Below are 24,798 nucleotides of genomic sequence, written 5' to 3' on the forward strand. Positions count from 1 at the left end.
GTGGATGGCCTGCAGCCCGACGGCCGCCTGCCGCCGGCGCTGATGCCCGACAGCACCCATCCCAGCGAGGACGGCTACCGGATCTGGGGCGAGGCGCTGCGCGAGATCGGCGTGGGCGGCTGAAACACGCCGACGCTGTGCTACTGGGGATTCTTGCCGGAAGGGACTTGCCTGCCACGGCGGTCCTGTAGCAACGGCTCTACGTGGCCTTGGGCCGTCAGCCGCGACCGAGCCGCTGACCGGGAATGCCCGGTCGCGGCTAAAGCCGCTTGGGTCTTATGCAGGTATAGCGGTGAGGCGAGAGCGGATGCGGCGGCGCGCTCAGCCCTTGTCCGGCTTGAGCAGTTCCAGCACCGCTTCGCGGCGCCGCGCCGGCAGATTGCGGTAGCGGGTCAGCAACGCCTGTTCGTGGGTGTCGTGCGCCTGCAGCGCGTAATCGGCCGGCAGGTCCTGCAGGCGCGCGCCGCTGTGGCCCTGGCCGCAGATCAGTTCGTCCAGCGAGCGCTTGAGCACGCCGCGCAGGTTGGGCAACAGGCGAAAGCTCGGGGTCTCGCGATCGTTCTCCCATGCCGACACCGACGACTTGGTCACGCCCAGCGCGAAACCTAATTGTTCCTGGGTCAGCCCGGCGGCTTTCCTGGCTTCGCGCAATCGGTCGCCGAAGCTTTTCATCGCGGTGGGCCTTGCAGTTACAGGGCCTACCAAGATATGGAGCATCCGCAGCCTTGTCGTACAGCCATGCTTGACTCTAGATGTTCGGGAATCCGATACTTTGACGGTGCGGGCTACGCCGATGCGTGAGGGCGCGCACGCCGGACACGGACGACCGAGGAGTGCATGGTGTTTCGCCCATTTTTCATCATCGTCGCAGCGACATCGCAGCGCAGCGCAATGGCGCTGCGCCAGGCAACCCCGGCCGCCGCCGCGGCAAAGGGTGGGGCATGGCCACCTACGAAGTGAAACTCAGGCGCGTGGCGCACCTGGAGCCGGTCCTGTACGTGCTGGTCCACGCCGCCAACGCGTATCTGGCCGCGCGCGCCGCCGAGCGCCACAACCCCGGCTATCGCGCCTACATGGTGGCGGTGTGGGTGAACGGCGTGCGCGTGGACATCGGCGCGTTCCGGCCGCCGGATCGCTGAGTGCGTGCGTGTGCGCCAAACGGCATGAGCGCGCCGCAGCGGCATGCACTGCCGACCGGCGTGGGCCGCCGAAGCGAGCGCTGCGTCCGGCGCAGGCAACAACGAGGACGCCACCGGCGTGTACGCGAGCAAGGCGGCAGCCCACGCCGCTATCGCCAGCTATATCCATGGCTTCTCCAATCCCGCGCGCCCGCCTCGGCGCGCGGATGCCTGTCGCCCAACGACGATGCCAACAAGAAGCTGAAGCACGCCGCTTGACTCCATCGCGATGCGTGCGGGGCAGATCGCCGCCCGGCTGCGGGTGAGGCGATTGCGCCGGGCAGCGTGCAGGACGCTTCAGTCACTCGCCTGCTCCCGATACCGCGCGCCACGGATCGCCGGCGGCATACGCGACGACGGCGCGGTTGCCCGCGCCGTCATGCATGCACTGCTTATCGAATTGCGATCACGGCCAGACGCGGATCTGCTCGGCGTCGCTGCGCACCATCGGCTGGCCGGCCTTGCAGGTGAAGGCGGCGGCGAAGGAGGGCAGGTTGGCCAGCGGGCCGTTGGCGCGCCAGCGGCCCGGCGCGTGCACGTCGGCGGTGACGCGCTGCACCGCTTCGTTCGGCGACAGCTGCTGCGCCCACAGGCCGGCCCAGGCCTTGTAGAACGCCTGCTTGCCGGCATCGCCGGCGGCGGGCTGGGCCGCGGCGTAGGCCTGCCAGGCCAGCTCGACGCTGCCGATGTCGGTCAGGTCTTCTTCCTGGGTCAGCTGGCCGTTGACCTTGGCGCCTTTCACGCCGGGGAAGTCGTAGGCGCCGTACTGCGCCGCGGCGCGCGCGCTCAATGCGCTCCACGCGCTCTTGTCTTCCGCGGTCCACCAGCTGCGCAGTTCGCCCTTGGCATCGACCAGGCTGCCCTTGCTGTCGATCGCGCCGATCAGCTCGTGCGCGACCAGTGCGCCATAGCCGCCGTACAGCGCGGCGGCATCGCCGCCGGCGACGAACACCGGCGCCTGCAGCACCGCGGCGGTGACGATCAGGCGGTTCTGGGCGATGTCGTAGGTCAGCGCCGGCTGCTGCGGCAGCACGTCCCAGCGGCGGTCGGCGTTGCCCTTGCCGATGCGCTTCATTTCCTCGCGGTGGCGCCAGGTGGAGGCGATCAGCATGTTGCCGCCGAAGCTGCCGCGGCCCATCGGCTGCACGCCGTAGTCCAGGTCGCGGCGCGGCGCGCCGACCTCGATCTTCAGCGCGGCGAGCTTGGCCTGCGCTTCGGTGCGCGCCGACGCGCTCAGCCAGCTGCCGCGCTTGAGCGCGGCGATCTGGGTATCGCGCACCTGGTCGGCGATGCTCTCGGCCTGGCGGCGGGTGTCGGCGTTGAGATAGCGGCCGACGTACTCGCGGCCCAGCATCGGGCCGGCGGCGACGTTGATCGCGTCCAGCACCTGCGCCCAGCGCTGCGGCGGCAGGGCCTGGCCTTCCAGCACGCGGCCGCGGAACTCGAAGCTGGCGTCGCGGAAGCTCTTGGACAGGTACGGCGCCATCGCATCGCCGACGCGCCAGCGCAGGTAGGCCTTCCACGGCTCGGGCTTGATGCTGGCGATCATGCCGTCGAGCTGCTTGAACATGTCCGGGTCGGCCAGCGACACCAGGTCGTCGTTGATGCCCTGCGCCTTCAGGAACGCGTCCAGCTGCAGGTTGCGGTATTGCTTGTTCAGGTCCTTGGTGGAGATCGGCGCGTAGTTGTTGAACGGGTTGTTGATGCCGGCCAGCGACTTGGCGCTGCGCGCCAGCGCGGTCTCGATCTGCAGCACCGATTGGGTGTCGGCATCGAGCTTGGCCGCCGCGGTGCCGGTCAGGGTCAGGATCTGCCTGACGTAGGCGCGGTAGCGGCCCATCAGCGCCACGGCGTCGGCATCGGTGCGGGTGTAGAAGGCCGGGTCGGGCAGGCCCATGCCACCCTGCATGAAGTAGCCGATGTGGCGGTCCAGCGCCTTCAGGTCGACGTCGGCGCCGAAGTTGAACGCCACCGGGATGCCGATCTGGTGCAGCGCGGCGATCGAGGCCGGCACGTCCTTGGCCTTCTTGATCGCATCGATGCGGCTGAGCAGCGGCGCGATCGGGTTGGATCCGTCCTTCTCCACCGCCGCTTCGTCCAGGCCACTGGCCCAGAAATCGCCCAGCGCCTTCTGCACCGCGTTCTGCGGCGACTGCATCGAGGCGTCGAGCAGATCGCGCTGCTGTTGCTGCGCACGCGCGGACAACTGGCCCAGCGCGGTGACCGCGCCGGTCTGCGGCAGCGGGTTGCTCTTCAGCCAGTCGGCATTGGCGTAGTCGTAGAAATCGGTGCAGGCGGCGCTGACGACGGGCGCCTTGGCGGCGGCGCGCTTCTTCTTGGGCGCGGCATCGGCGGTGGACGCCAGGGCGATCAGGCCGAGGGCGACAGCGAGGGCAAGCGGACGGGCATTGAGCATCGGGAACGAATCCGGTCAGGATTAAAGTCGGCGGAGTTTAACAAGCTGCGGCCCGCCGCTGTGGCCATGGCGCCCTGGCCGGTTCAGATGGCTGTGCATGGGCGCCAGGCGGCCGTGCGGGTGCCGCCGCTGCGCCGTTGCGCACGGATCCGCCGTCGTTGCGGTACCCGCGCAAACGCGCGCTCCACGGTCCGGCGCGCGCAGCGCGCAAAGAAAAGGCCCGGACATGCCGGGCCTTTTCGCGTTGCAGCGGAGCGCTGCGCTTACCAGATCACGACCTGCCTGTCGCCGGCGCGCACCATCGGCGAGCCGGCCTTGCACTGGAACGCGGCGGCGAAGGCCGGCAGGTTCGACGGCGCGCCCATCGCGCGGAACTGCGCCGGGGCGTGCGGATCGGTGGCCAGGCGCACCATCGCGTTCTGCGGGGTGTACTTGGTGCGCCACACGGTGGCCCAGTTGAGGAAGAAGTTCTGGTCGCGGGTCATGCCGCCGACCTTCGGATCGTCCTTGCCCGCGGTGGCCTTCTTCATCGCGTCGTAGGCGGTGGACAGGCCGCCCAGGTCGGCGATGTTCTCGCCCAGGGTCAGCTTGCCGTTGACCGGCTTGCCGTCCACCTTGTAGGCGTCGAACTGCTTGACCAGCTTGCCGGTGAGCGCGGCGAAGTTCTTGGCGTCGGCCGGCGTCCACCAGTTCTCGAAGTTGCCGGTCGGCCCGAAGCGCGCGCCCTGGTCGTCGTAGCCGTGGGTCATCTCGTGGCCGATCACCGCGCCGATGCCGCCGAAGTTGAACGCGTCGTCGGCAGTGGGATCGAAGAACGGCGGCTGCAGGATCGCGGCCGGGAACACGATCTCGTTCTGCAGCGGGTTGTAGTAGGCGTTGACCGTCTGCGGGGTCATGCCCCATTCGGTCTTGTCCACCGGCTTGCCGATCTTGCCCAGGTTGTACGTGTAGTTGAACGCGGTGGCGGCGCGCACGTTGTCCAGGTAGCTGTCGCGCTGGGTGCGCAGGCCGCTGTAGTCGCGCCACTTGTCCGGGTAGCCGATCTTCGGGGTGAAGGTCTCCCACTTGGCGATCGCCTTGGCCTTGGTCTCCGGGCTCATCCAGGTGACGTTCTCGATGCGCGCCTTCAGCGCCTGGCGCAGGTTGTCCACCAGCTGCTGCATCGTGGCCTTGGCGTCGGCCGAGAAGGCGACCTTGACGTACATCTGGCCCATCGCCTCGCCGGCGCCGTCCTCGATGCTGCCGAGCACGCGCTTCCAGCGCGGCTTGATCTCGGCCTGGCCGTTGAGTTCCTTGCCGTAGAACGCGAAGCTCTCCTGCGCGAACGCATCGCTCAGGTACGGCGCGGCGCTGTCGACGGTGTGGAAGCGCAGGTAGGCGCGCCACACCGACGCATCGGTGTCGCCCAGCGCCTTGCTCACTTCCTGGTGGAACGCCGGGATCGCCAGCGAGAACGTCTCCGGCACCGCCACGCCCTGCGATTCGAAGAACTTGGTCCACGGGAAGTTCGGGGTCAGCTTGTCGGCTGCGGCCGGGGCGATCGGGTTGTAGGCCAGCTCGGCGTCGCGCGACATCTGTTCGCTGGACTTGGAGACCTTGGCCAGGCGCGTTTCCAGCGCCACCACGTCCTTGGACTGCGTGGCCGCAGCGGCGGCCGGCAGCCCGGACAGCTCCAGCACCTTGGCCACGTGCACCTGGTAGGCGTTGAGCTTGTCCTTCTTGTCGGCGTCGAAGTAGTAGCCGCGGTCGGGCAGGCCCAGGCCGCCCTGCATCGCGTAGGCCATGTTCATCGAGGAGTTCTTGAAGTCGGCCTCGGCGCCGAAGCCGAACAGGCCGTTCTCGCCCTTGGCCGCGCTCTGGCGCAGATATTCGGCCACCGCCGGGCCGTCCTTGAGGCCGTCGATCGCGGCCAGGTCGGCCTTCAGCGGCGCGATGCCCTGCGCGTTGACCTTGGCTTCGTCCATGCCCGAGGCCCAGAAATCGCCGACGATCTTGTCCACGCCTTGCGCGTTGGCCGCCGCGGCGGCCTGTTCGGCCAGCTGGTGCTGCACGGCGACCGAGCGCTCGTCCAGGATCGAGAACGCGCCCCAGCTGCTGCGGTCCTTGGGGATTTCGTTGGCGGCCAGCCACTTGCCGTTGACGTAGCCGGCGAAGTCGCTGCAGGCGTCCTTGCTTGGGTCCAGGTCGTTGGCGCTGAAGGCGTTGTAGGGCGGCAGCTTGCTGGTGTCGAGCTTCAGCTCGGCCGGCGCGGCGGCAGGCGCAGGCGCGGCGGCCTCGGTCTTGGCGGTGTCGGCGGCGGGCGCTGCCGCCTCGGGCTTGCTGCAGCCGCTCAGGGCGGCGCTCACGGCCAGGGTCAACAGCAGCATCTGGGGATTGCGAAAGGTCACAAGGAAGCTCCAAGCCAGCATGGATACGGGATGGCCCGGATGGGCCTGGCGAGACTTTACGCCGCCGCCGGGGGTTTCAGGGGTGTCGAAGGTCATGGGCTGGGTGCTGCGGTCAGCCGGGGCGCGGCCGACTGGCCGCCGCTGCGCCGCGCGCGCAGGCCAGCGCACCCCTTTTCCCACCGGGACCATGGCCCCCTTTTCGGGGGAAGGTGGCCCGCAGGGCCGGATGAGGGTGCGGGCGAAGCCTCGTGCACCCAATTCCACGAGACGCTTCGCGCCGGACCCTCACCCCAACCCCTCTCCCGGGGGGAGAGGGGCTTTATGGTTTGCCGCTACAGGGATATGCGGGCTCTTGCGAGGGACTCGCATACTATCTGCACGATGAAGCGCGAACCGTCCTGCGATGCCCTGATCGTCGGCGCCGGCCACAACGGCCTGGTCTGCGCCGCCTACCTGGCCCGCGCCGGCTGGAAGGTCACGGTGCTGGAGCGGCGCGGCGTGGTCGGCGGCGCCGCGGTCACCGAGGAATTCCACCCGGGCTTCCGCAATTCGGTGGCGTCCTACACGGTGTCGCTGCTGCAGCCGAAGGTGATCGCAGATCTCGACTTGGCCGCGCACGGCCTGCGCATCGTGCCGCGCCGCTGCAACAACTTCGTGCCGCTGCCCGACGACCGCTACCTGCTGGCCGGCGCCGGCATCACCCAGGCGCAGGTGGCGAAGTTCTCCGCCCGCGACGCCGAGCGCCTGCCGGCCTACGCAGCGCGGCTGGAACGCATCGCCGACGTGCTGCGCGCGCTGGCGTTGCAGCCGCCGCCGAACGTCACCGATGGCGGCTGGGCGCAGGCGCTGTCGCAACTGCTGCGCGCCGGCCGCCTCGGCCGCCGCCTGCATGCGCTCGACCCCGGCCTGCGCCAGGAGCTGCTGGACCTGTTCACCATCTCCGCCGCCGACTACCTGGAGCGTTGGTTCGAGAGCGACCCGGTCAAGGCCTTGTTCGGCTTCGACGGCATCGTCGGCAACTACGCCAGCCCGTACACGCCGGGCTCGGCCTACGTGCTGCTGCACCACGTGTTCGGCGAGAGCAACGGGGTCAAGGGCGCCTGGGGCCACGCGCTCGGCGGCATGGGCGCGATCACCCAGGCGATGGCCAAGGCGGCGACCGCCGCCGGCGCGCAGATCCGCACCGACGCCGGCGTGCGCGAGATCCTGGTCGAGGACGGGCGCGCGGTCGGCGTGGTCACCGAACGCGGCGAGCGCCTGCAGGCGCGGCGCGTCGTCGCCAACGTCAATCCCAAGCTGCTGTACGAGGGCCTGCTCGATCCGGCGCACGTCCCCGCCGCCACCCGCGAGCGCATGGCGCAGTGGCGCTGCGGCTCGGGCACGTTCCGGATGAACGTGGCGCTGTCGCGATTGCCGGAATTCCGCGCATTGCCGGGGCCGGGCGACCACCTCACCGCCGGCATCATCCTGGCGCCGAGCCTGGACTACATGGACCGCGCCTACCGCGATGCGCGCGACCACGGCTGGTCGCGCGAACCCATCGTCGAACTGCTGATCCCGAGCACGCTGGACGACTCGCTGGCGCCGCCCGGCCAGCACGTGGCCAGCCTGTTCTGCCAGCATGTGGCGCCGCAGCTGGCGGACGGGCGCAGCTGGGACGCGCATCGCGACGAGGTCGCCGAGCGGATGATCGCCACCGTCGAACGCTACGCACCGGGCTTCGCCGCCTCGGTGCTGGGCCAGCAGGCGCTGACCCCGCTGGATCTGGAACGCACCTTCGGGCTGATCGGCGGCGACATCTTCCACGGCGCGCTGAGCCTCAACCAATTGTTCAGCGCGCGCCCGATGCTCGGCCAGGCCAACTACCGCGGCGCGATTCCCGGCCTGTACCTGTGCGGTTCCGGGACTCATCCGGGTGGCGGCGTGACCGGCGCGCCCGGGCACAATGCGGCGATGGCGCTGCTGGGTCGCTGAGGCTTGCGTATGTATAAGGGACGGCGCGCGGTGAAGAAGGGGGCGAGCATTGCCCGCGTTTCCCTGGACATCGGCGGTGAAGGCAATGCCGGCGCTTACGCCGCGGTGCGCGAAAAACCTCCTTCCCGGAGCGGTTCAAACGCATGGCGACGGGGACTGCGATGACGCCTATTTCTTCCTCAAGATCCGTTGTCTTCTCCGGATTTGGGTGGAGAACCACAAAAAAGCCCACCCTCGCGGGTGGGCGTCGGTGTCGCGTGATGCGTTGTTACTTGCCGAACGCGTATCGCATTTCCAGGTAGTACGCGCGGCCGTACACGTCGAAGTTGTACGCGTTGTACGGCGAGCTCGAGCTGCCCGGGTAGGAGGCGTCGAAGGGCGGCATCTTGTTGAACACGTTGTTCACCATCAGCGACAGCTCCATGCCCTCGAACGCCGTGTAGGCGATGCTGGCGTTGTGGACGATGTGCGACGGCAGCTTGCCGGCGCGCGCTGCCTCGTCATCATTCTGGCTGAAGTTGGCCGCCGCGTAGTTCGGGGTCTTGTCGAACCAGGTGGCGTACCAGGTGGTCGAGACGTCGCCGATCTTCCACGTCAGCGAGGCATCGGCCTTGCGCTTGGGGTCCGTGCTCCAGTGCGGATCGTCGAGCAGGTCGACCGGCTCGTCTCCCGCGTACTGCACGTACTTGTGGCGCAGGTTTTCGCTGTAGCTGACAACGGTGCTCAGATCGCCCCAGCGGCCGAAGTCGTAGCCGTAGCGGAACGAGGCGGTCGCTGCTTCCAGCTTCTGGTTGGAAACGTTGATCTTCGGCGTGGAGATGCCGACCAGTTCCCCGAACGCATCGCGCTGGACCTGGGACATCACCTGGACGCACAGCGACGAGTCGATATCGTCGATGCCGGCCCGGCAACGATAGTCCTGCAGGCTCAGTGCGTCGGCGCTCTGCTGGGTGACTTCATCGCGGATGTTCCAGTTGAGGTAGTCGACGGTCAGCGCCATGCGGTCGAGCGGCGACCACACCAAGCCGGCGCTCCACACGTCGGCGTTGATCGGCTTCAGGCCGAGGTTGCCGGACTGGGTGCCGAAGAATTGTGCGCTGGAATACTGCTCCGGACAGTTGTCGGTGTTGCCGGGCAGGTAGTCGCGCTGTGCGCACTGGTAGTAGTCCACGACCGAACTGTAGTAGCCACTGGGGCCCTGGTACTGGTCCGACAGCGTCGGCGCACGGAACGCGGTGCCGTACTTGCCGCGCAGCAGCAGCGACTGGAACGGGCGGTATTCCATGCCGATGCTGTAAGTCGGCTTGTCGACGGTGCTGCCGCCGGCCTTGAACGCGTCATAGCGGCCGGCCAGGGTGATGGTCAGCGGTGCGAACACCGGCAGGCGCAGTTCCGAGGTCAGCGCGTAGCGGTCGCGATCGCCGCCGCCGGTCACCGAGGTCAGGCCCCACACTTCGCCGTTGAGAATTTCCGGCGCCGGATCGTAGTTCCACTTCTGCCTGCCGTATTCGCCGACCACGGCCAGGCCCGCATCGCCGCCGGGCAGGCCGAACAGCCCGGCGTTGGTCAGCTGCAGGCGCAGCATGCCGTCGGAGGTCTTGCTCTTGTTGGTGGCATGGCCGGTGAAGCTGGCGAATTCATCTGGCGTGATGGGCTGGTAGAAAGCCCCGTAGTTCGGAGAATAAGCGGGATAGCCGGAGACCGTGCCCTGCTGCGGGCCGAGCACCCTGTCGATGAAGAACTGATCGATCTCATCTGCGAAGCGGACGAAGTTCCTTTCCTGCAACTCGTACTGGGTGTAAGTCACGCCGGCGTCGTAATCCCAGCTCGACTGGCCAAGCGTACCCTGCGCGCCGAACGTGACGCGGACCGAATCGCTCTTGTCGCGGCTCATCGTGTCGTCGAAACCGTTGATGCCGACTTCTTCCGGTGCGAACGACCGCTGCAGATTAACCAACTGACGCAAGCCGGTATCGTAGTAATAGCCGAAGTCCGCCGAGGTGCCCCACCACAGGAAGTTGGAGCCGGAGTGGTACTTGACTTCGTCATGCGCTGTACAGCACGTCGCCATACACTTGCACGTTATCGTTGAGGCCGAACGTACCGTGTAAATAAGCTTGAAGAGACTTCTGACCGGCATCTAGCGTCCGGTAGCCCGGCGAGTATTTCGAGCCGCAGTAGAGACCGTCGCCGAAGCCCGGGCGATTCCGTAGTTCCATGGTGCCGCCGAACAGCCCGGCGACATTCGCGCAATTGGCCGGGTCCAGGAACTTGTAGCTGGTGGTGCGGCTGTTCACCAGGAAGTCGCGGCTGACCAGCTGCGCGGAATAACCTTGGGTATTGAACTGCTTGGTCAGATCGCGGTCATAGCCCCAGATCGGATCCTTCTCTTCGTACTGCACGCCGCCGAGCACGGAGGTGCGGCCGTCGGCGGAGCTCCAGCCGTCGGCGAAGGTCGCGCGGACGTTGCTGCCGCCACCGTCGGAGTAGCCGCCGCCGCGGATGCTGAACACCGCGCCGTCCATCTTCTTCTTGAGGATGACGTTGATCACGCCGGCGATCGCGTCCGAGCCGTACAGCGACGACTGGCCGCCCGGCAGGATCTCGATGCGGTCGACCAGGTCGATCGGAATGCCGCTGATGTTGTTGAAGGTGTCGCTGCCGTTGTACAGCGCCGGATAGTTCGACATCGGCCGGCCGTCGATCAGGTACTTCACATAGCCCGGCGGCAGGCCGAACAGGCTGACGGTCTTCGCGCCCTGGGTGAAGGAGCCGGAGGTCTGACCACCCTGCACGCCACCGGTCGCGAACGAACTCTTCTGCAGCACCTCGGCCACCGAGTTGAAGCCGCGGGCCTTGATGTCTTCGGCGGTGATGGTGGTGACCGGCGTGGCGGTCTCGATCTGGCTCTGCGGGATCAGCGAACCGGTGACGGTGATCTTCTCCAGGTCGGTCGCCTTGGTGGCGGTGCTGTCCTGCGCGAAGGCGCCGAACGCGGCCGGCACCGCCGTGGCGGCCACCAGCGCCGCGCTCAGACGGCTGCGATTGAAACGATGTGTCCGCCGATCGCTTATTTCTGTCTTTACTCCTGGAAAGCCAAGAAGCAAGGCAAGCGGCGTCATGCCACGGCGTGCGCCTTGAAGTGGTGTCGCATCCGTGCGCGGCGCAAAAACTACATGCAGTTAATCAGGAGTTATGCGCAGCCGTCGTCTGTTTCGGCGATCGCCTGCATTTGTCTGCATCCGCAAACGAATGCCTGAAGCACGGCATGTTCGGCGCCGATTTGCGCTATTGAAGGGGCGAATCGAATACGGCATTCGCTGCCTGTGCGCCTGGCTCCCCAGCAAAACGGCACGCTGCGGAGAACCGGACGCGGCCAGCGCAGACCGGCATCCGCGCCTGGCGCTATGCAGGCGCGGTTCCATCCGGCTCGAGTGCTGGCCGATGGCGATCCTCCTCGGCTCTGACCGCTGCCTCGGCCTGCCATGTGCCGGCGATGATCTTGTACTGCATGCCCGCCGCCACACCCGCCGCTGTGTTGCTGAGCAGCGATGCGGCCGGCAAGGACAGTTCCGCCATCTCCGCGACCAGCGACAACGCGGTGCTGAGCGCGACGTTGGAGTTGATCGCGGCGGTGCGGGCGATCGATTGATCCAGGACGCGCATGAAGTCTTCGCGTTTGCCCTTGAGCGCCGGATCCCATTGCTGCCGCGTGCCTGCCTGGTTGGCCTCTTCCTGGGTGACGTTGGTCCAGTCGGCGGCTTCCAGCAGCGTATTGATCGCCGCCTTGACCGCAGCGGAGTGCAGCAGCGTGTGGATCGAATCGGCCTTGGATAGCATCGGTGCCAGTCCGGCGAATGCCAACCTGGCCTTGTCCAGCTCCGCCGGCACGAACACTGCGCCGACGTTGTTGGCGACGACGTTGGCCATCGAGTAGAAGTGACCTGCCGCGGTGGTGTGCGCGCCGCTCACGCCGCCGTTGGTCCGTGCTGCGGTGCCGACCATGCGGAACATGGCCTGGACCGCGTCGCGTGCCAGCGCGTAGGTGGCGATCTTGATATCCGACGCGAGCAGGCGTGCGCTCATTTCGGGATGTCCCACAGCGGGACCGGCTGCGCCCATGGCGATGTTGCCGGCCACGCTGGCCAAGGCCAAGGTCGAGACCGCATCGGAATAACGGCGCTGCTCCTGCTTCTTTTCTTCGCGCTGCCGCTCCGACAGCCCGTTCCACTGCGCGGGACTGAGGTTGTGGAAGCCGCGCGCGGCGGCGTCGGGATTGCGTTGCTCGCGCTTCTGTCGCAGATGGTGCAACGCCATGGTTGCCGAACCGGTCGCCACGTGCAGGGGGATCAACACTTCCGGCGGGAGTTTGCGCAGGGCGGCGAGCAGCGCCTCGCCGCCCATTTCGCGCAGGAAGGTGGTCGTGCCGACCGCGGCGAACTGATGAATCAGATGGCCGAACGCCGCGCCCAGAAATTTGCGGTCGGCCGTGAACACGCGCAATCCGGACACTGCGCCGGATTGGGCGAAGTAGTTGAAGACGGCATCCCTGACGGTCGCCGCACCGCGTCCGATCGCGCCGGTGCCGGCATCGCACCAGTGCGGCAGGAGCTGGCGCGATTGGCTGATCTCCGGCGCGGGGTTCTGTTCGATGTCGATGTCGATGGCAACGTGGTCGCGCGCGGGTGCAAGGCCAGGGTCGGATTCGCCGTCGCTCGCCGCGGCACTGTCCAACAGATCTTCCGGCGCGGTTGCGAACGAAGCGGCTGACCCTACGGAGCCTGGAGTGCCGGGGGACGCATCGCCATCGTCCGTGCGCCATGACGCACTCGACGCTGAGGTTGCTTCGGAACTCGAGCGGCGGTGCGACCTGCGCGACGGCGGCAGGCCATCCAGTCCTGCTGGAAAGGGCGCTGTCGAGGAGACAAGGCAGGCGCTGGCGTCGCCGGCGCGTTCGTTTTCCGCGCCTGCGGCATGCGCCCGCGAGGCGGACGCGGTTGCTGGCGACGGGCTGGCTGCTCGATTCAAAGTGCGCATGGATCTTTCCTTTCCTTCGGGGGAGAGGGGCGTGGAGCGCCCGCGATTGGCACGCGACGGCCTCGACTTGGCGCCCGGCGTGCGCCAAACCGCATGCACCGCGCGACCGGGCTACGCGCTTGTCTGCCGCCGCCCGCTGCGCCACTCGCGCAACGCCTGGCTTCGCACGAGCACTGCGCGCTGCTGCGCAACGGTGTCTTTCAGCACGCGCAATCGTTCCAGTGTCGCCTCGGTGGCGCCACCCGGCTCGCCGAGGACCCGATCGATCGCGCCGAGCGCTGCATCGAGGTCGGCCGCGCCTCCGCGGTGCTCCAACGATTGCGACAGTGTGCCGGCAAGCTCGTGCAGGCGTTGATCCTGAGCGCCGTCGGCGTTCCGGCGGACGGTGTCGATCTGCGCCAGCAGCTGGTTGCGCATGGTCGCCGCCTTCGACCACAGGCGCGCCTGTTCGCTGTCCCGGCGCCGGTCCAGGCTGGCCGCCAGATTCTGGCTGGTATCGCCGAGGGTGCTGTTGAGCGCGGGCCAGACGGTATTGTCGGAAAAGGCTTGCCCGGATTGCTGGACAACGCTGCCCGGCGAGGACAGCATTTCGTCGGCGGGAGGCGCGCCGTAGCCGCCTCTGACCAACGATGCCAGGAGCGTGCCTCCGCCGGTGGCGACCCAACTGCTGAAGATGTTGCCGCCGATGTGGTGCAGCAGCAGGTCGCGCGCGGTACGCATCGCCATGCGCGGCGAGGTAAGCGGTTGCGCTGCCAGCGCGCCCGCTTCCTGGACGATATCCAGCAGCGTGTTGTGCAGCCGCCGGATGTCGCCCCAGCGGAGCGGTTCCATGGATTCGTCGGGGCGGGCGAGCCGAAAGAGGTTGACCGTCTGGCTTCCGCCGACCAGGTTGTCCACCCGGGCCTGGCCGGTCCAGGGCAGCGCCTTGCCGGTCTCGAGAATCGCATTGGTGAGCGCGCCGCCGGTGCCGGAGCTGAGCATGGAGGTACCCAGCACCTTGATCGGCGACAGCAGCACGCTGGCGGGGCTGAGGCCGCGGCGTATGCCGCTGAATCCACCGCTCAGCAGCGGTCGCAGGAATGTCGCTTCGGCGTGGCCTTCCAGCAGCTTCTGCCGCTGTAGCAGTTGCCGTTGCCGGTCTTGCGCGTCGCACTGCAGCACTTCGAAGGTGGGGCGGTCGTCATGGTTCCCGAGCTGCGACAGCTGGTCGGCGTGCGGCGGCCGCCAGAAGCGCTTGGTTCCCTCTGGCGTGATCTCCATCCGTACCGGTCCCGGCTCCGGGCTGAGGATGGCCGGCGGCACCGGCCTGAATGCCGGCATGTTGGCCAGGCGCGCGCGGCGCTCGATCGCGCTCAACAGAATTTGTTCGGTGAAGGCGGAGCCGAGGCCCGCGGCGGCTCCGCCAGCGACGGTAGGGCAGAACTTGGGGGTGAGTTCGCCGTCTTTCTTGTCGAGTTGGGTGGCGGCCGCGTTTCCGAACGGCATCCGCAGCGCCGACGCCAGGAAGCCCTTGAGTGCCCGGTAGGCCGTCGGCAGCGATGCGTCCGTGCCCGCCGCTTTCATGTCCACGTTGAATCGATAGCCGCCGTTCGGGCCGAACGCCTCGCGCCGCTGCTGCAGTCGTTCCGCCGCCCAGCCGATGTATTCCTGCTCCAGTTGCGCTTGGCTCTCGGTCGCATCGGTCGCATCGGCTACCGCGTCGTATCGGCGCAAGTGCTCTGCCAACTCGCGGCGCGCGGTAGCCGCGCACTCGGGGTTCTGGTGGTCCGAGGCCGTCGATTCGTCGGTCTGCAGATGCGAGAAGGATCCGAACGCGGAATGGAAGGACTGCTCCCCCACGTCTTGCCTGTGCAACTGCAAGTATGCGGACCGCGTGGGATCGGGGGCGGCGTGCGCGATCTCATACTCGATCTGCAGACGCACTTCCCCGGCGATTCCCTGGGGGGGCGTGGCGCTGCCTGATGCGTGCTGGATGCCGATCTGCTCGCGTCCGCTGCGCTGCCGCTGCGGAGGAGGCGATGCGAGCGCGGCGAGCGGACCGGTGTGTGGACCGGGCAAGGCTTCTTCCTGCGCGGGGGACTGGCGCGCCGCGGCCGCTTCGTTGGCGCGGGCGAGTTGCGTGCGCGAAGGGCTGCCGGAGGTGCCCGGTATCGTCGTTTTCACCGCTGCGCCTCCACGCTGTGCGCGGCCGGTGCTTCTTCCAGCATCGCGGAAAGAATCGCGCGGCCCAGGGCCTGGGCCTGGTCCAACTGCGTGGCGACCTGCTCGGCGCCATCGGGATAGAACAGCGGGCGCAGCGACAACAGGCCCTCGTCGGCGAGGCCGAGCCGCCAACCATATTCGGTCAGCGCATGCTCCTGGATCGCCAGCAGGCGCTCGACATCCGCGCCGCCCAGTTCGGCGCCGGCCAGCGGCAGTAGCACTTCGGGATAGGCGCGGCATGTCGCTTCGTGTTGTTCGGCATGCAGGCGGCACAGCAGTCCCGAGGGAGCCACGAAGGGTTCGCCACAGGCAGCGGCCAGCATGAGGTCCGTGTCCACGCCGAGATGCAGGCCGATCTGCGCGAAGAAGGCCCGGGTCGAGGTGGGCAATGGGGGGGCTTCGTTGTTGTCGGGCATGGGATGGTCGACGCTAGGGGAGAGGGGCGTCGCGATCCGACACCGCGCTGCGTGGATGCAGCTGCGGCTTGCATTTGAAGGCGCCGCCTCGGTGCCGGACGCGGGAGCAGGCGAAGCGAATGCCGTGAAAGCGAAACCAGCGGCAGCGGCAGGCTGTTGCGGAAGTTGTGAGCCGTATGGCTTGCGTAATCCCGATTCCCCATCGCACGCATCCAACGTGGAACGCGCTACTGGCGTTACGCCCCTGTTTGTTTTCGGTCTCGCCAACCCGATCTTTTGAGCGCCCGCTCCCGCAGGCGCACTCCCTCAGCGGCCAGGTCGCTCCAGTTGGCACAGTCCGAGCGCACCGTTCGCCACTTCGGGAAACCACCGGGGAGTACGCGCCATCGGCAGCCGGTCCGCAGCAGGTACAGCACCGCGCACTGCACCTCGTCTAGGCCACATGAGTCGCTTGGTGCGCGTGCGCGCCTGTTCCACCTGTTCCAGGAGCGGCCGGATTCGCTCGAATCGTCCACGACGCATGTCGCCGGGGCATGTCTTCTTGCGCGTCCCGGCAGTGTGCAACATCCGCAAAGGCGCCAAGGTGCGCGCCGCAGGCCAGGTCGGGCAGGTGGCGACCACCCGGGCGGATGGATGACTGAACTACGTTCCCAGCCGCGGGGGAATGATGGGAGCGTCCATCGAGGGTGCGTAGACGCTGGTGAGCGCCGCGGGCAAGGACGATGGGGGCAATGACGATTCGGCAGGACAGTCGCTGTTGCTCAGCTCCAGCCGATAGCCATGCGAGTAGATGGTGTGAATGCGCACGCTGCCGCTACTGCACAGCCGCAATTTCTTGCGCAGCTTGTAGATATGCTGCTCCAGGGTGCGGTCGGTGAAGTCGCTGTTGTTGCCCCAGATCGTCTTGGCCAGTTGGCAGCGCCGCAAGCACACGCCTGGGTTGGAGAACAGCAGCCAGGCGATGCAGAACTCACGCGCGGTCAGCTTGATCGGCTCGTCGTTCAGATAGACCATGCTGCTGGCGCGATCCAGCCGATAGGCCCCCACACCGATGCGCTGGTCGTCGTTGGCGGCCGGCTCCAGCCTGCGCGTGGCCAGGGCGGCGCGGACGTGCAGTTCGTTGTTGTCGAAAGGGATGCTGAGCACATCCAGCGCGCCGGCGCGATACCAATCGAAGATTGCCGTGGAACTCAGAAAGCGGCCGATCACGATCAGCGGGATCGGCCGGCCCTGGTGGCAGTTCTGCCAGGCCAGCACCGCGCTGTCCAGCGGCGAGGCGCAGTTCGCGTCGAACAGGATCAATTCGCACGGGGACTGGCGCAGGGCGCGCAGCACGTCGAGTTCGTCGCTGAACACGTGCAGTTCCGGGCGCAGGTTGCGCAAGCTCTCGGTGACCTGGGCGACCAGGGCGGCATCGCGGCTCAGCAGCGCGTAGTGCTGTCCTCGAGGGGCCAAATCCGAGCGCGTCATCGCGTTCTCCTAACTGCGCCGGCAGCGGTGCCGCCGTGCGGGCAAGTGGATGTTGCGGTGGCGCGGGCGCCGGCGAAAGAACGGAGGGTGACGATGGTGTCGGAGCGCATACAAATATCGCGGAGTCGCTATCGGGGAGGTAGACAATGGCGCGTCAAAGCAGCACTGGCTCCACATAATCACGAGAAAGACAAGGAATTAGCAACACTCCGTTCTCAAATTGCAGCCTATGACATCGATTGCTTTAGCTTGCGGTCATTCTCCGACTGTGGTTGTACTTGCCAAGCCAGCACCGGTTCATCCGCCGCGGGCGGGCCTGTGCTAAGCGCTTCGGGCCGGGTCCGGCAGTGCCGCGTGCGTGATCGGTTGGGGCGAAGCGACGCCTGCATCGGCCGCTGGCGCAGGCCCGTCCGGGTGCGGCGGCACCCGAGCCCGAGCCAGCAGACCTGCGCCTGCCGGCGATGGCAATGCCTGGCGGTGCTGCAGCGCTGCGCCGCCGGAGAGTCGCCGCGACGGAAATGGAGCCGATCGGCGCACAGATGCGCGGTGGCGCTCGCGGTCGGGCGCAGCGCTGCGCTGGTGGATGTGTGCGCAGACGCCATGCGCTGGTCGCAGCGCTGTCGCGATCGCGGTGCGAAGGCCGGCGCGAACTCGACCGCGGCCTGGAGCGGTGCGTGTCGGCTCGGCTATCGCGGCATCGAGCCAACGCCATGCGGCGCAGCGTGTCTCAGGGTGCGGGGAAGCGGCTAGGGATTGTCATCAATTGTTCGGATAGGCGATGCTTGTTGCCCCTTTCTTTCCTGCACACCCCTGCAATGGCACGCCGCTACGCCCTGCGAGACGATCAGTGGGATCGCATCCGTGACCTGCTCCCCGGCCGAGCCGGCCATGTGGGTGTGACCGCCAAGGACAACCGGCTGTTTGTCGAAGCCGTGCTCTACCGCTACCGAGCCGGCATCCCCTGGCGGGATCTGCCTGAGCGCTTCGGCGACTTCCGCGTGATCCACCTGCGGCATAGCCGCTGGAGCCGGTCCGGCGTCTGGCAACGCGTGTTCCACGCCCTGTCAGAGGAGGCGGACAATGAGTACGCGATGATCGACAGCACCATCGTCCGGGCGCATCAGCACAGCGCCGGGGCAAAAGGGGGGCGCCGCAGGCCATCGGACGCAGCCGCGGCGGGCTAAGCAGCAAGATCCACGCCGTGGTCGATGCACTGGGCAATCCGGTGGCGTTTCATCTGACCGCAGGCCAGGCGTCGGATCTGGAAGGTGCAGATGCGTTGCTGCCGCAACTGTCGGTCGGCGCCCTGCTCGCTGACCGCGCCTACGATGCCAGGGCACGTGTCATCGAGCCGATGCAGCGGCAGGGGACGCAGATTGTCATCCCCTCCCATCCAACGCGCAAAGTGCAGCGCGACTACGACCGGGTGCTGTACAAGGATCGACACCTGATCGAGAACTTCTTTGCCAAACTCAAGCAGTACCGGGCCATTGCCACCCGATACGACAAGACCGCCGGCAACTTCCGCGGCGCGATTTACTGGATCGCCTCTGTCATCCTGCTTAATTGATGACACGCCCTAGTGGAGTGTTTCCAACAAGACAGCACCTAATCGTAGGGTGCATGAGCCCGATCCAGCTTACGAGCGAACAACGCGCCGGGTTGAGCCGCTGGCTCCGCGGCGGCAAGACCCCGCGCAAGTAGGCCCGGCGCGCTGAGATGATCTTGCTCACCGACGGCGGCGTGGCCAGCAGCTGGTGGGGTCATAGCTGGACCGGCCGGAGAAGGCGCTCGTGCTGTGCGTGGACGAGAAGAACCGGATTCAGGCGCTGGACCGCACGCAGCCGGGCCTTCCGCTCAAGCGCGCGCGCAGACGCGCACGCACGACGACACGTCACCCCGACCAGCGCGTCATGGCTGAACCTGGTCGAGCGGTTCTTCCGCGACTTGACCGAAGAGCAGATCGGGCGCGGCGTGTTCCGTAGCGTGAAGGAACCGGAAAACGCGGGCGACGCGGGTGGGTCAGACTCGGATCCAGAGATATTCTCCAGTACACAGCGCCGCGTACATTTCGTCCGTACACGCGAGGATGGTATCGCGCCAGTAGCGGCCGTGCTGTACATAGTGGTTCACTAGATCGGCGAGCCAGCCACCATCGATGTCGGCGTCCAGCGCCACGCGCGCGATTAGTACGACTTCGCCGCTGGCCGGCTCCAGTCCCAGCTGCGCCTGGTCCTGCGCATAGACGCTCAGGTTGGCTTCCAGCATCAGCCGGAATGCCTGCAGGGTACGGCCGGGCGGCATCACGCCGAAGCCGACCAACAGGTACATCGCCGCATCCGATTCGGCCAGCGCGGCCGGGTCGGGATAGCGCAGCGTGATCTGGAACCCGTCGCTCTCGAACGAGAAATGGTTGCCGGCGATGTCGGGCGCAACCATGTCCAGCGCGTCGCACAATTCCTCGATCAGCGCGGTGAAGGCTGGGTCGCTCATCGTGCTGCGAACCGGAATTTAGTTGCAAGCGTATGAACGGCGTGGCATCCCGGGGATGCCACGCCGTCGCTGGCAGCGCGCATGGCGGCTACCGATCAGCGCCATCAACCCTGGGTTAGGGACTTGGCGTTGCTGCCGGCCTGCTTGATAAGCTGATCCATTGCCATGCGCATATTCAATTCATTCTGCATCTGGGTGATTTGATCCATCATGTTTTCCTGGTCCGTGACATTTGCTGACATCGAGCCGAGCGTGTGTTGAATCTGCTGATGGGCGATGGCGGTGTTGCCCATGGAGGTGGCGGCGGAAAGGCCAGCGGTGCCAATTTGATTTAAGAAGCCTTTACCGGCGATGAGGGGATTGAATAGCGAAGAATAAATGGTCATTTTTTTATCTCCTGGACTTTGTGGCTTTTGATGAACACGCTTTCGCGTGGTTTTCCGCGGGGTTGCCGCGCGGATCGCTGTTGACCCCGCAGGGTCAAAGAGCGGCTGCAAGTCGCTTGGGAAATCTGTTTTTCCAGCTGCTATCGGTAGCAGATATCCACAGATCTCCAGTGGCTTTCGTTGCAGCTGCTGCAAATTTCTATACGTTGGTTCTGCGCACCTGGGCCACCACCTCGGCGGCAGCGCGCAACCCCTCATGTAGCGCCTGCGCCTGGCTGCGTTCGCTGGCGTCGGCGGACGTTATCCAATGCTGGCGAGCCCGCTCGGCGGCCTCGCCGAGGGCGGCGATGGCGCGCTCCAGGCGCTGCCCGGACGGATCTTCCCGATGCGTCTGCAGCAGCGTGTTCAGGTCGTTGGCGATGCTGGAATCGAATGTCTCGAACATGGCGGCGTCACCGGTCGTTTATTGAGAGATGCTGTTGAAGTGCTTGGAGCCGTCGGGGGTCTCGACGTAGTGCAGCTCGTCCACGGACAGGGCCGTGTCGTAGGTGTCCGGCAATGCATCGCGCGGATCCAGCGCACGCAGCCTGGCATCGATCCTGAGCACTTGCGATCCCATGTCGCGCTGCAGCTGCTCGAGCCTGCGCCGCACCGCGTCGCGGTGTTCGCTGGCGCCTGCGACTGCGTACACGCCGTGGCCGCGGTAGCGGATGCTCAGGCTCGGCTCGTGCAGCGATTCGCTCATCGATTCGATCAGGCTCTCGGCCACGCCGAAATGCATCTGCCACGGTCCTGGATGCTGGTCCAGCCACTGCTCGACGCGCTGCGCATCGGCCTCGCTGCGCACCATGCCCTCGACCTCCACGTGGTCGGCGGCGTCGCGCAGGCGCAGTTCCGTCTGTCCCATCCGCACGAACGCCTGGCGCGCCTGCGCAAGTGGCGTCGGCGCGGCGTGCCGGCGATGCGCGCCCGGTGCGTCGTAGCACCATGCCGTCAATGTCAGCGCGAGCGCGCTCACCAGCGCGATCCAGGCGAGGCGCCGGTTGCGCGGCGCGGACCGTGCGGCAGACGCGGGCGCATGCAGCGCAGCGCTCTGCGGCTGCAGCGCAGCGCGCAGCAATTGCAGCTCGTCCGGCCAAACCTGCTCGGCAGGCCCGGCGCACAGCACGATGGCATCGAAGCACGCGGGCACGAAGTGCCGCATCGGCTGGGCCGCAGCTGCAGGATCTTCGATTGTGTAGCGCAGGTTTGCATCTGCATCGATCTCCAGGGTGAGCGTGGGGCCGGTCCAGTCGGTCAGCTGCAGATCGACGTCTTCTTCGCGACCCAGCTGGTAACTGCCTGGAAGCAACGTTAACCGGGTGCCTGCATGACGTCCGGTCAGAATGCGAAGCTCCACGTTCATGCGCGAACTCCTTCCATGCCGGCACACAAGGTGTCAAGCATCGCCAGGGTGCGTTGCAGATGGCGGCCGCGGCGCGGCCGTTCCGCGTGCAGCAATAGCAGCGGCAACAGCAGATGCAGCGACTGCGCCGCCGCCGTGGGCATGTCCGCTGCCGGTCGCACCAATTGCAACAGCTGCGTTCGCACCTGTTGCAGCGTCTGTGCCGGCGCGGCGGCGGCTGGCGCCGCGCGGGTCAGGTGTTCGCGCAGCAGCGTCCAGGTCGCCATGTTGAAGGATGCCGGCAGCGCGCGATCGAGCACGCCGTCGCGCAGCCGCAGCAGTGCCTGCGCCAACGCTGGCTGGGCCAGGTCGGAAGGTTCGCCGCGGCAGCGCTGCAGGAGCTCCTCGAGCGCCGAATCGACGCCGGCAAGCGGCGCTGCCGCTGCCGGCGCAGTGGCCGACTGGGTCGGCTCGGACACGGCCGCTGCGGCATGCCGCGCCTGGCTGCCGCCCGGGCTGTGGCGCGAGTCCGATTGCCCATGCTGTTGCTGCTGGCCACCGGCATGCGCCTGCAACGCTGCGGCGTCGATGGCCTGATCCGGATCGTGCTGCAGTTCCGGGTGCTCGGGCATCTCGCCTTCATCGTCGACCTGCCGGCCTGCGACCAGGCGCCTGCGCCTGCGCCAGCTTGGCGGAAGCCGTGCCGCGCCGGCGACGTGCGTCCAGGCAATGGTGTCCTCGCCGCAGCCGTGCGCATGATCCGCCGCCGCAGCGTGGGCGGGCGATTGGGTTTCGTCCGCGCAGATGCCGGGCGAGCTCGACCTCGCACTGCGGCCGATACGGGGCTTGATCATGGGAATGCGGCTCCGAACATGGTCTTGGCGAACTGCAGGATTGCGCCGGCGCCCCAGGGTGCGGCGACGACCAGGGTGACGATCACCACAATCAGCTTCAACGCAAAGGAAATCGAGGCGTCCTGCAGCGACAGCACGGCTTGGAAAAACGCGATCACCAGGCCCGAGGCCGCGGCGACCACGACCACCGGCAGCGAGACCATCAGGCACAGCATCAGCGCATCGGAGGTGAAACGGACCAGGTCGTCGGCACCCATGGCATCACCTGTAGGTCAGGACCAGGCCGTGCAGCAGCGTGGACCAGCCGTCCAGCGCCACGAACAGCAGCAGCTTGAACGGGATCGCCACGTTGGTCGGGGTGACCTGGGACAGACCGAGCGCCATCAGCGCGTTGGCGATGACCAGGTCGACCACGACGAAGGCCAGGTACACCAGGAAGCCGATCCTGAACGCGTCGGTCAGCTCGGTCAGGGTGAAGGCCGGGGCCAGCACGATCAGGTCGTCGGGCTTCAGCGCGTCGGCCTGTTCCTTCGGCCAGATCTGTCGTGCCGAATGGATGAAGAAGGCCTTTTCGCGCTCGCGGGTATGCGCCAGCAGGAAGCGTTTGAACGGCTGGCGCGCCGCATCCATCATCACCAGCACCTGGTTGGCGCCGGCCGCGGTGCCGCCGCCGCCGCGGGCGATGCGCATCGCCTCCATGCCCACCGGCGCCATCACGAAGCAGGACATGATCAGGGCGATGCCGTTGAGCACCATGTTCGGTGGCACCTGCTGCACGCCGATGGCGTTGCGCAGCAGGCCCAGTACCACCACGATCTTGGTGTAGGACGTCACCACCATGGCCGCGAACGGCAGCAGCGCCAGCATCAGGACCAGCAGCAGCATGGTGCCGAAGTCAGGCGTCTGCATGCGCATGCCCGTTCACGCTGACCAGTTGCAGGCCAAGCTGGTCGCCGATGGCGATCAGCCGGCCGCTGCCGATGCTCTGGCCGTAGACCGTCAAATGCACGCAGGCATCTTCCACCGGGACGTTCAGTTCGAGCACGTGCCCCGGGTGCAGCGCGCCCAGCTCGCCCAATGGCAGGACCAGCGGGTCCAGCTGCAGCTGGACCGGAACGTCCACGTGCTCGACGGACAGGGCTGCGGACGGGACCGCGTTCGGCTCGGATTCGTTGCTGCTGCTCATCTCGGCGATGTCCTCGATATGGAACGCGTTTCGATCTATGCGGCCCGGCAGCCGCCACTGCCGGCCGGTGGCCGCGCCGCAGTGCAGCCAGGCGCGATAGCCGTCGCGGTGGCGTTGCAATGGCGCGATCAGCACGTCGCCGGGACGCAGCGAGGCCAGCCGCTGCTTGCGGTAGCGGCGCTGGCCAAGGCAGGGATGCGCGAACAGCCGGAAGGAGGGCGGCGCCGTGCCGGCCGCCGCGCCTGCGGCAACCGCGGCGGCCGCCGCTTCCAGCGCGCGCATGGCGCTGGCGCAGGCCTCCACCGGCACGCACGGCAATGGCAGCTGCGCATCGCCGAACGCCAGCGCCGGTCCGCATGCGGACGGCAGGGCGCCCGGCCAGGCCGCGAACTCGACGAGGCGGGTCTGGCCGAGGCCGAGCCGCTGCAGCGGCGCCAACGGCGCGTCCAGCAGCAGCGCCGCCAATGCGAGCTGCGATGCGGATGCGCAGGTATCCACGAGCAGCGCGCGCAACCCGGGATCGGCGCTGACGTCCATGCACAGCCACAACCGGCCGCCATCGCCAAGCTCCAGGCCGACACGTGCGTAGCGGCCCGCAGCGTGCAGCCGTCGCTGCAGCGACAGCGCCGCCGCTTCCGCCAGCGGCGTGCTGCAAAGCAGGCGCGCCAGGCGCGCCACGCCAGGCGCGACGTGCGGCAAGCGGGTCTGCAGCTGCGAGATGGCGGCGATCGCTGGACTGGACATGGGCGTCGAAAGGGAGGAGGGAATCAAACGACTTCTATTTCCACGTCGCAGTGTTCCTGCAGCACGGCCTGCAGAGCTGCGTGCAGACTCTGCCGACCAGCGCACACTAGCCGCTGTGCGAGCGGCGTACCGCAGCGGAAGCGAAGTAACAGCGAGCCAGGCGAAAGCTGCATCCACAGCCGGCTGGCCGGCAGCACGTCTTCGCGCAGGTCCAGCTGCGCCTCCCATAGGCCGCTGTTGCGCACCGGCGCGGCATTGCAGAACGCGGCAACGTGCGCGGCGACGCGCTGCATCGCCAGGCGTGCGCGGTTGTCGTCCAGCAGCGCCTGGGCGATACGCCGCTCCAGGCTCGCGGACAGGGCCGGGTCTGGCGCGAGGCGGGGCTGCGGCGCGTCCGCCTGGTCCGGCGCCACGGCGGCGGCCGGTTCCCGGTCGCACGCGTCGGCCCGGTCGCATTCGTGCTCAGGCTTCGCGTCCGGCGCAAGCATGCCGCCGGTGGCGTCCGCGTCCTCCTCCTGCTTGCGTTGCAGCTGGCCCGGACGCAGGTTGCGAGTGCGCAGGGTGGTGTGCAGCAGCCATTGCGCGCGCGATGGGGACGGCGTCGGACGCGGCTTGGACGGCGTCGCCAGGGGCACGTTGACGATGATGGTGGGACGCAGCGGGCGGCGCAT

The 24,798-nt window shown here is 67.5% G+C and carries 20 protein-coding genes and 4 pseudogenes; 6 read left to right on the top strand and 18 right to left on the bottom strand.

Going from position 1 to position 24,798, the window contains the following annotated elements; all coding sequences use genetic code 11:
• The gene (locus FZ025_RS22730; RefSeq protein ID WP_280117172.1) at positions 1 to 123 is read left to right on the top strand and encodes a hypothetical protein; all 123 of its coding nucleotides are present in this window, start codon (positions 1 to 3) and stop codon (positions 121 to 123) included.
• Between the two features lie 198 nt (positions 124 to 321).
• Here FZ025_RS22730 and FZ025_RS15880 read toward each other — a convergent pair whose 3' ends face one another.
• A complete protein-coding gene (locus tag FZ025_RS15880) occupies positions 322 to 672 on the bottom strand; it encodes a helix-turn-helix domain-containing protein (RefSeq protein ID WP_046981312.1) in 351 nt (116 codons plus the stop codon).
• Between the two features lie 269 nt (positions 673 to 941).
• Between FZ025_RS15880 and FZ025_RS15885 the strand changes: the two genes are divergently transcribed.
• The gene (locus tag FZ025_RS15885) at positions 942 to 1,139 is read left to right on the top strand and encodes a hypothetical protein (protein WP_046981313.1); all 198 of its coding nucleotides are present in this window, start codon (positions 942 to 944) and stop codon (positions 1,137 to 1,139) included.
• 445 nt (positions 1,140 to 1,584) lie between these two features.
• Here FZ025_RS15885 and FZ025_RS15890 read toward each other — a convergent pair whose 3' ends face one another.
• Together FZ025_RS15890 and FZ025_RS15895 are read right to left on the bottom strand one after the other, a co-directional pair.
• Positions 1,585 to 3,594, bottom strand: a complete 2,010-nt coding sequence (locus tag FZ025_RS15890) for a M13 family metallopeptidase (RefSeq protein WP_046981314.1) — start codon at positions 3,592 to 3,594, stop codon at positions 1,585 to 1,587.
• 263 nt (positions 3,595 to 3,857) lie between these two features.
• Positions 3,858 to 6,002: a M13 family metallopeptidase gene (locus tag FZ025_RS15895; RefSeq protein WP_208803677.1), complete on the bottom strand. Its 2,145-nt coding sequence runs from the start codon at positions 6,000 to 6,002 to the stop codon at positions 3,858 to 3,860.
• A 360-nt stretch (positions 6,003 to 6,362) separates the two neighbouring features.
• Between FZ025_RS15895 and FZ025_RS15900 the strand changes: the two genes are divergently transcribed.
• Positions 6,363 to 7,955 (top strand): phytoene desaturase family protein, encoded by a 1,593-nt coding sequence (locus FZ025_RS15900; protein ID WP_046980417.1) that lies wholly within the window; start codon positions 6,363 to 6,365, stop codon positions 7,953 to 7,955.
• A 268-nt stretch (positions 7,956 to 8,223) separates the two neighbouring features.
• Here the strand turns inward: FZ025_RS15900 and FZ025_RS15905 are convergent.
• Positions 8,224 to 11,077 (bottom strand): annotated as a pseudogene (locus tag FZ025_RS15905) (TonB-dependent receptor plug domain-containing protein).
• On the opposite strand from FZ025_RS15905, the gene FZ025_RS21885 reads away from it, so the two are divergent.
• Positions 11,011 to 11,250 (top strand): hypothetical protein, encoded by a 240-nt coding sequence (locus FZ025_RS21885; protein ID WP_167523860.1) that lies wholly within the window; start codon positions 11,011 to 11,013, stop codon positions 11,248 to 11,250. The pseudogene FZ025_RS15905 and the gene FZ025_RS21885 sit on opposite strands and share 67 nt — an antisense overlap.
• A 110-nt stretch (positions 11,251 to 11,360) precedes the next feature.
• On the opposite strand, the gene FZ025_RS15910 is transcribed toward FZ025_RS21885, so the two are convergent.
• The 5 genes and pseudogenes from FZ025_RS15910 to FZ025_RS15930 all read right to left on the bottom strand — a co-directional run bounded on the left by FZ025_RS15910 (position 11,361) and on the right by FZ025_RS15930 (position 17,080).
• The gene (locus tag FZ025_RS15910) at positions 11,361 to 12,689 is read right to left on the bottom strand and encodes a hypothetical protein (RefSeq protein ID WP_244292389.1); all 1,329 of its coding nucleotides are present in this window, start codon (positions 12,687 to 12,689) and stop codon (positions 11,361 to 11,363) included.
• A 414-nt stretch (positions 12,690 to 13,103) separates the two neighbouring features.
• A complete protein-coding gene (gene xopF2 / locus FZ025_RS15915) occupies positions 13,104 to 15,155 on the bottom strand; it encodes a type III secretion system effector XopF2 (RefSeq protein ID WP_167523886.1) in 2,052 nt (683 codons plus the stop codon).
• Positions 15,152 to 15,610, bottom strand: a complete 459-nt coding sequence (gene hap3 / locus FZ025_RS15920) for an Hpa3 family type III secretion system protein (protein ID WP_046981730.1) — start codon at positions 15,608 to 15,610, stop codon at positions 15,152 to 15,154. Before hap3 ends, xopF2 begins: the two co-directional genes overlap by 4 nt.
• A 220-nt stretch (positions 15,611 to 15,830) precedes the next feature.
• A pseudogene (locus FZ025_RS22475) lies at positions 15,831 to 16,177 on the bottom strand (transposase); the annotation flags it as partial.
• A gap of 75 nt (positions 16,178 to 16,252) precedes the next feature.
• Positions 16,253 to 17,080 (bottom strand): winged helix-turn-helix transcriptional regulator, encoded by an 828-nt coding sequence (locus FZ025_RS15930; protein WP_046981729.1) that lies wholly within the window; start codon positions 17,078 to 17,080, stop codon positions 16,253 to 16,255.
• Positions 17,081 to 17,895: 815 nt separating this feature from the next.
• On the opposite strand from FZ025_RS15930, the pseudogene FZ025_RS15935 reads away from it, so the two are divergent.
• Positions 17,896 to 18,650, top strand: a pseudogene (locus tag FZ025_RS15935) (IS5 family transposase).
• A 199-nt stretch (positions 18,651 to 18,849) separates the two neighbouring features.
• Positions 18,850 to 19,216, top strand: a pseudogene (locus FZ025_RS22945) (hypothetical protein); the annotation flags it as partial.
• Here the strand turns inward: FZ025_RS22945 and FZ025_RS15940 are convergent.
• The 9 genes from FZ025_RS15940 to sctP form a co-directional block, all read right to left on the bottom strand.
• Entirely contained in the window at positions 19,103 to 19,573 is a 471-nt protein-coding gene (locus FZ025_RS15940; protein ID WP_046979754.1) for a CesT family type III secretion system chaperone, read from the bottom strand. The pseudogene FZ025_RS22945 and the gene FZ025_RS15940 sit on opposite strands and share 114 nt — an antisense overlap.
• 104 nt (positions 19,574 to 19,677) lie before the next feature.
• Positions 19,678 to 19,959, bottom strand: coding sequence for a hypothetical protein (locus tag FZ025_RS15945; RefSeq protein WP_046979753.1), 282 nt, complete (start codon positions 19,957 to 19,959; stop codon positions 19,678 to 19,680).
• Positions 19,960 to 20,158: 199 nt separating this feature from the next.
• The gene (hrpD6, locus tag FZ025_RS15950; protein WP_046979752.1) at positions 20,159 to 20,404 is read right to left on the bottom strand and encodes an HrpD6 family protein; all 246 of its coding nucleotides are present in this window, start codon (positions 20,402 to 20,404) and stop codon (positions 20,159 to 20,161) included.
• Positions 20,405 to 20,422: 18 nt separating this feature from the next.
• Positions 20,423 to 21,364 (bottom strand): HrpD5 family protein, encoded by a 942-nt coding sequence (gene hrpD5, locus FZ025_RS15955; protein WP_046979751.1) that lies wholly within the window; start codon positions 21,362 to 21,364, stop codon positions 20,423 to 20,425.
• Positions 21,361 to 21,975 carry a type III secretion system export control protein gene (locus FZ025_RS15960; RefSeq protein WP_244292390.1) on the bottom strand — a complete coding sequence of 205 codons (615 nt, stop codon included), beginning with the start codon at positions 21,973 to 21,975 and terminating at the stop codon, positions 21,361 to 21,363. Before FZ025_RS15960 ends, hrpD5 begins: the two co-directional genes overlap by 4 nt.
• 218 nt (positions 21,976 to 22,193) lie before the next feature.
• Positions 22,194 to 22,454, bottom strand: coding sequence for a type III secretion system export apparatus subunit SctS (gene sctS / locus FZ025_RS15965; RefSeq protein WP_046979749.1), 261 nt, complete (start codon positions 22,452 to 22,454; stop codon positions 22,194 to 22,196).
• Between the two features lie 4 nt (positions 22,455 to 22,458).
• Complete coding sequence (gene sctR / locus FZ025_RS15970; protein WP_046979758.1) at positions 22,459 to 23,106, bottom strand: type III secretion system export apparatus subunit SctR; 648 nt, start codon at positions 23,104 to 23,106, stop codon at positions 22,459 to 22,461.
• A complete protein-coding gene (sctQ, locus tag FZ025_RS15975) occupies positions 23,093 to 24,127 on the bottom strand; it encodes a type III secretion system cytoplasmic ring protein SctQ (protein WP_046979748.1) in 1,035 nt (344 codons plus the stop codon). The genes sctR and sctQ overlap by 14 nt, the downstream gene beginning before the upstream one ends.
• 23 nt (positions 24,128 to 24,150) lie before the next feature.
• A complete protein-coding gene (gene sctP / locus FZ025_RS15980; protein WP_046979747.1) occupies positions 24,151 to 24,798 on the bottom strand; it encodes a type III secretion system protein SctP in 648 nt (215 codons plus the stop codon).

The organism is Xanthomonas hyacinthi (genome assembly GCF_009769165.1).
Taxonomy (GTDB): Bacteria; Pseudomonadota; Gammaproteobacteria; order Xanthomonadales; family Xanthomonadaceae; genus Xanthomonas_A; species Xanthomonas_A hyacinthi.